The sequence below is a fragment of the Mesorhizobium sp. M7A.F.Ca.AU.001.01.1.1 genome, from assembly GCF_004022735.1.
In the GTDB taxonomy this organism is placed as follows: domain Bacteria; phylum Pseudomonadota; class Alphaproteobacteria; order Rhizobiales; family Rhizobiaceae; genus Mesorhizobium; species Mesorhizobium ciceri.
Window position 1 is genome coordinate 1 of sequence record NZ_RZPF01000485.1, and the last position, 5,195, is coordinate 5,195.

Annotated in this window: 6 protein-coding genes and 1 pseudogene; 4 read left to right on the top strand and 3 right to left on the bottom strand. The window is 63.9% G+C overall.

Going from position 1 to position 5,195, the window contains the following annotated elements:
- Window positions 1-354: pseudogene (locus EN884_RS25020) on the top strand (TCR/Tet family MFS transporter); the annotation flags it as partial.
- A gap of 73 nt (window positions 355-427) precedes the next feature.
- Here EN884_RS25020 and carA read toward each other — a convergent pair.
- Window positions 428-1,645, bottom strand: a complete 1,218-nt coding sequence (gene carA / locus EN884_RS25025; RefSeq protein WP_063168786.1) for a glutamine-hydrolyzing carbamoyl-phosphate synthase small subunit — start codon at window positions 1,643-1,645, stop codon at window positions 428-430.
- A gap of 276 nt (window positions 1,646-1,921) precedes the next feature.
- Here carA and EN884_RS25030 point away from each other — a divergent pair, with 276 nt between their 5' ends.
- Both EN884_RS25030 and EN884_RS25035 read left to right on the top strand, forming a co-directional pair.
- The gene (locus EN884_RS25030; protein ID WP_013530126.1) at window positions 1,922-2,371 is read left to right on the top strand and encodes a GatB/YqeY domain-containing protein; all 450 of its coding nucleotides are present in this window, start codon (window positions 1,922-1,924) and stop codon (window positions 2,369-2,371) included.
- A 127-nt stretch (window positions 2,372-2,498) separates the two neighbouring features.
- The gene (locus EN884_RS25035; RefSeq protein WP_063168785.1) at window positions 2,499-2,789 is read left to right on the top strand and encodes a hypothetical protein; all 291 of its coding nucleotides are present in this window, start codon (window positions 2,499-2,501) and stop codon (window positions 2,787-2,789) included.
- 61 nt (window positions 2,790-2,850) lie between these two features.
- On the opposite strand, the gene EN884_RS25040 is transcribed toward EN884_RS25035, so the two are convergent.
- The gene (locus EN884_RS25040) at window positions 2,851-3,423 is read right to left on the bottom strand and encodes a TetR/AcrR family transcriptional regulator (RefSeq protein ID WP_063168784.1); all 573 of its coding nucleotides are present in this window, start codon (window positions 3,421-3,423) and stop codon (window positions 2,851-2,853) included.
- 136 nt (window positions 3,424-3,559) lie between these two features.
- Between EN884_RS25040 and EN884_RS25045 the strand changes: the two genes are divergently transcribed.
- On the top strand, window positions 3,560-4,264 hold the full coding sequence (locus tag EN884_RS25045; protein WP_024504113.1) for a DUF4336 domain-containing protein: 705 nt from the start codon (window positions 3,560-3,562) through the stop codon (window positions 4,262-4,264).
- Here the strand turns inward: EN884_RS25045 and EN884_RS25050 are convergent.
- A complete protein-coding gene (locus tag EN884_RS25050) occupies window positions 4,227-5,192 on the bottom strand; it encodes a LysR family transcriptional regulator (RefSeq protein WP_013530130.1) in 966 nt (321 codons plus the stop codon). The genes EN884_RS25045 and EN884_RS25050 overlap by 38 nt on opposite strands.
- Window positions 5,193-5,195: the final 3 nt, after the last annotated feature.

Consider the following 5,195-nt stretch of genomic DNA (forward strand, 5'->3'; position numbering starts at 1 on the left):
TCGCAAGGCTGGATGATCTATGCGGTGATCGTCGTCGGCTGCCTGGAAGCGCTGGCCGACCCGCCGCTGCGGAGCCTCGCCGCCGCCAAGGTGCCGCCTTCGGCGCAAGGCGAACTGCAGGGCGCGATGACCTCGATCTTCTCGATCACCTCGATCATCACGCCGCTGCTCTACACGGCGATCTTTTCCTGGTTCACCGGGCCAAGCGCGCCGGTGACCTTCGGCGGCGCGCCCTATCTGCTGGGAGCGTGCTTCCTGACGCTGGCGGTCATCGTCTTTGTGACGAAAGTTGCGAGGCCGGCAGCGCGCACGAATGTCGCCACCGGTGTCGCTGAGGATGGAGCACAGGTGTGAGTCACAACCGCATTGCGCTCACCAGGGAGGGCCATCCCGGCAGGGCAATGAGGGGCGGCGCTACCGGATCGCGCTAAGCCCGTTCGGCCAGCAATTCCTCACCGCGCTTTTCGCGGATCAAATTGACGAAGCGGCGGAACAGGTAGTGTGAATCCTGCGGGCCGGGCGAAGCCTCGGGGTGATGCTGGACCGAGAACACCGGCCGGCCGGTCAGGGTGATGCCGCAATTCGAACCGTCGAACAGCGAGACGTGGGTTTCCTCGACGCCTGATGGCAGCGAGTCGGCATCCACGGCAAAGCCGTGGTTCATCGAGACGATCTCGACCTTGCCGGTGGTGTGGTCCTTGACCGGATGGTTGGCGCCGTGATGGCCCTGGTGCATCTTGGCGGTCTTGCCGCCCAGCGCCAGCGCCAGCATCTGGTGGCCAAGGCAGATGCCGAACACCGGGATGTCGGTCTTCAGCAGATCCCGGATGACCGGTACGGCATAGTCGCCGGTGGCTTCCGGGTCGCCGGGGCCGTTGGAGAGAAAAATGCCGTCCGGCTGCATGGCGAGGATTTCCTCGGCGCCGGACTTGGCCGGCACCACGGTGACCTTGGCGCCGAGGCCGGCGAGCAGGCGCAAGATGTTGCGTTTGACGCCGTAGTCGATGGCGACGACGTGCATTGTCGGTTCGATCTGTTCGCCAAAGCCTTCGTTCCACACCCAGGGTGTCTCGCGCCAGACCGAGGACTGGCCCGACGTAACCTCCTTGGCGAGATCCAGCCCGATCAGGCCCGACCATGCGGCGGCGCGGCGCTTCAGATCGTCGATGTCGAACACGCCATCGGGCGCATGCGCGATGACGGCGTTGGGCATGCCCTTTTCACGGATCAGCGCGGTGAGCGCGCGGGTGTCGATGCCCGACAAAGCGACGATGCCGCGCTTCTTCAGCCACTGGTCGAGACCAGTGCCGGCACGGTAGTTGGACGGGTTGGTGACATCGGCCTTGAACACGGCGCCGACGGCGCCGGCGCGGGCGAGCGGATTGAGATCCTCGATGTCCTCGTCATTGGTGCCGATGTTGCCGATATGCGGGAAGGTGAAGGTGACGATCTGGCCGGCATAGGACGGATCGGTGAGGATTTCCTGATAGCCGGTCAGCGCCGTGTTGAAGCAGACTTCGGCGACAGCGGAGCCGGTGGCGCCGAGACCGCGACCTTCGATGACGGTACCGTCGGCCAGCACCAGAAGGGCGGTCGGCTTTTCCGTGGCCCAAGCGGGGGTCAAGGCGGGCGTCATCTCGGCCATGCGGCACTCCTGTCAGGCCGCGCGCTGCAACCGGCCCGGCGGGCCATCTGCGCGGCAAACGGCGCGAAGCGGCGATTTCGCGGCTTCCACGCAGTCAAATTTCCGTTCATGCAAGGCCCAGTACATAGGGGAAGGGGGCAGGGCGGTCAATGATCATGCGAAATGCCGCCATATTTTATTTCGCCTAGCAAAATCAGTGGCTTGCCCCGGCACATCAGAGTTTGCCTTGGCTCGCCCGCGGCGCTATTGTCCGCGCCGATCGAAGGAGAATGCACCATGCGCGGCAAAATCGCCGAATCCCTGAAGAGCGCGATGAAGGCGCAGGACAAGCACCGGCTGCCGACATTGCGGCTGATCCAGGCCGCCATTCACGACCGCGACATTGCCAATCGCGGGTCAGGCAAGGAGCCGGCCAGCGACGAGGAGATCCTGCAGATCCTGGCCAAGATGGTGAAGCAGCGCGAGGAATCGGCCAAAGCCTTCGATGACGGCAAGCGGCCGGAACTGGCCGCGCAGGAGCGCGGCGAGATGGAGATCATCCGCACCTTCCTGCCGACGCAGCTGGATGATGCGGCGGTAACTGCTGCGGCGCGCGAGGCGATCGCCGCGACCGGTGCGGCCAGCCAGAAGGACATGGGCAAGGTGATCGCCGCACTGAAGCAGAAATATGCCGGCCAGATGGATTTCGGCAAGGCGAGCGGCATCGTCAAGGGTCTGCTGCAGTAGGGTGCTGCTCATCTCGTCGCTTGGGTGGCCGACCGGGCGGAATCCAGATCCGTCCGGAATCCAAGTCCAGGAATTGGAACCCGGATAGCGCCGAGATGTTTATCCGTCATGCAACTGGAGAGATGCCATGACTGAGAACGAAACCCGCTATGAAACCGGTGCGACGAAATATCCGGCAAAGACCGATGCCGACGCTTCCGATGAATTCTCCCAGGATGCGGCCGCCAACGAGAAGCCTGCCGGCGGAATAGGGCTCACCCGCCGGATGGGCGAAGTGGAAGACCGCACCCGCCAGTCGGAGGGACAAAACCCGCCAAAGCAAGCCACGCCGAGCGCTGCAACCGAAAAGACGTCCGGGGCCGGCCCCGCTATCGCGGAGCGTTCAAAGGACGCCAAGGCTCCGAAGAGCAGCCAATGAAGCGAAGGCCGGGAGCACTCCTGCGGCGCTTTGGAGATCGGCGGACAAGTGGTTCGCGTAGTTAGCGTTTGCCGATCCCTTCAACGACGATGCGGATGAGGTGCCTGATCTCGTCCTCGCTGAATGACCCGGCCGAAAGCGCCGAAAGCATCGCCTGGCCGTATATTCCAAGCAGGACCAGCGCCATGAAATTGGCATCGTCATCCCTGCGAATGACACCTTGCCGTTGGCCGAGCACCAGAAGGTCCCGGACCAGGCGCTGGAATGAGGGCCGGTCGGGCGGCGGCTGCAGGGACGGACGCTCGGCGGGGGCAAGAGCCAGCCTGGCAAGCGAGGGATTGGCCAGGCACCAGCCGGCGCTGTCGAGAAAGACTGTCTCGAGCATGACGAATACATCTTCGTTCGCCGCCATGCGGGCGCGGTAGGCGGCATCGCCCGCCTCCACGCGGGCGATGAGCCGCAACGCGATTTCTTCTTTCGAACTGAACAGATTGTAGACCGTTTTGCGGGTCAAGCCGGCACGCGTCGCGATCTCCTCGACCGAGGTGTTGGCAAACCCCATCTCCCGAAACGCCAGGTCGGCGGCATTGAGGATGAGGCTTCGCGACCGTTCGGTCCGCTTTGGGGTTGTCATTTTTATACCCTAGTGTAAATTTACACATATGTAAACTTTTGCTGCGTGACCGCCGCATTGCGGCAGCCGCCAATCCCGCGAAGGGTCGACTGTGGCGCATCGGAATTCAAGCGGCTCTATGGGAAGCAATGTGCAAATGGCTGGTAGTCTCAAGGAATTCGGCCTTGGGATCTGGATTGCGGATGGTCCGATCGTCACGGCGGCCGCCGGCTTTCACTATCCCACGCGTATGGCCGTTATCGGATTGTCCGGGGGCGGTTTGTTCATCTGGTCACCGGTAGAGCTCACGAACGAGCTGCGCGCCGATGTGGACGCTCTGGGCGTGGTGCGCTTCCTGATCCCGCCCAATTCGCTTCACCACGTGTTTCTCGCTGACTGGCAGCGCGGCTATCCCGATGCCAAGGTCTATGCGCCACCCGGCCTGCGGGAAAAGCGCCGAGATATCCTCTTCTGCGGCGAGCTCGGCGATACGCCTGCCGCCGACTGGGCGGACGATCTCGACCAGGTCGTCGTGCGCGGCAACAGGATCACCACCGAGATTGTCTTCTTCCACCGCGCAAGCAGGACAGTGTTGTTCACCGATCTGATCCAGCATTTCCACGCCGGATGGTTCAAGGGCTGGCGGGCGCTCGTAGCCCGGCTGGATCTGATGGTGGCCGCAGAGCCCTCAGTGCCGCGAAAATTCCGCGCCGGCTTTACCGACCGGCGCGCCGCGCGTGCCGCTCTTCAACGCATACTGGCATGGCCGGCCGAAAGAGTGCTGATGGCGCACGGCGAACCAGTGACGGAGGACGCTCAAACGTTCATCCGTCGCGCTTTTCGCTGGCTGGTTGGCCGCTGACTTCCTCGGCGGATTTCGGCGCTTCGAGCACACGGCGCAATGCCGGCGCTTCCTGCTGGATATGATCCCACAGCCGGTTCGCGATCGGCCCATGCGGCCGGTCGCGGCGGCGCGCCACCACCAGTTCGTCGGTGCGGCCCGGCAGATGACGGCCGGCAATGGAGTGCAGGCGTCCGTCCTGCAGTTCTTCCTCGATCAGGAAGCGGGGCAGGTGGCCCCAGCCAAGGCCCTGCAGGATGATCTCCTTCTTCATGCCCTGGTCGGCGACGAGGCATTGCGGCGCGCCTTCGATCAGCGAATAGTTTTGTTGTGGCGAATGGCGGGCGCTGTCGCGCATGACGCATTGGGTGAGTGCCTGCATCTGGTCCGGGGTGATCGGCTGCTCGATACGCTGAGGCAGAAAGCCCGGCGCCACCACGGGAATGAAGGACACCTTGCACAAATCGACCCATTCCACCCGCGCATCGCCCTTGTCGACCCAGTGCAGGATCAGGTCGGCTTCGTCGTCGAAGAGACGCTCCCATGGGCCGCCCACCGCTTCGAAATGCAGATGCAGGCGCGTGCCGGGCAACTGTGCGAAGAATCGCCCGAGCATGCCCAGCACCTGCGGGCGCGGGCACAGGTCGCCGATCACCACATGGATCTCGCTTTCCTCACCCATCGCCAACTGGGCGGCATGGACGCGCAAACCGTCCATCTCGCGCAGCAGCGATAGCGCTCGGCGGTGGAACGACAGCCCGGCCTCGGTCGGACGCACGCGATAGCCGCTGCGATCCAAAAGGACGAGGCCGAGCTGTCGCTCCAGCTTGGCGACGGCGGCGAACACCGCGGGGTGCGAGCGATACAGCATGGCCGCCGCAGGCTGAAAACCGCCGGTGCGGACCACCGCATCGAAGCATTGCAGATCGTGCAGGGTGAATTCGGCCATGTC

What these genes read in the sequence shown, in the direction of transcription:
- carA (WP_063168786.1), bottom strand. Translation starts at nt 1,645, where the DNA reads ATGGCCGAGATGACGCCCGCCTTGACCCCCGCTTGGGCCACGGAAAAG.
- EN884_RS25030 (WP_013530126.1), top strand. Translation starts at nt 1,922, where the DNA reads ATGCGCGGCAAAATCGCCGAATCCCTGAAGAGCGCGATGAAGGCGCAG.
- EN884_RS25035 (WP_063168785.1), top strand. Translation starts at nt 2,499, where the DNA reads ATGACTGAGAACGAAACCCGCTATGAAACCGGTGCGACGAAATATCCG.
- EN884_RS25040 (WP_063168784.1), bottom strand. Translation starts at nt 3,423, where the DNA reads ATGACAACCCCAAAGCGGACCGAACGGTCGCGAAGCCTCATCCTCAAT.
- EN884_RS25045 (WP_024504113.1), top strand. Translation starts at nt 3,560, where the DNA reads ATGGCTGGTAGTCTCAAGGAATTCGGCCTTGGGATCTGGATTGCGGAT.
- EN884_RS25050 (WP_013530130.1), bottom strand. Translation starts at nt 5,192, where the DNA reads ATGGCCGAATTCACCCTGCACGATCTGCAATGCTTCGATGCGGTGGTC.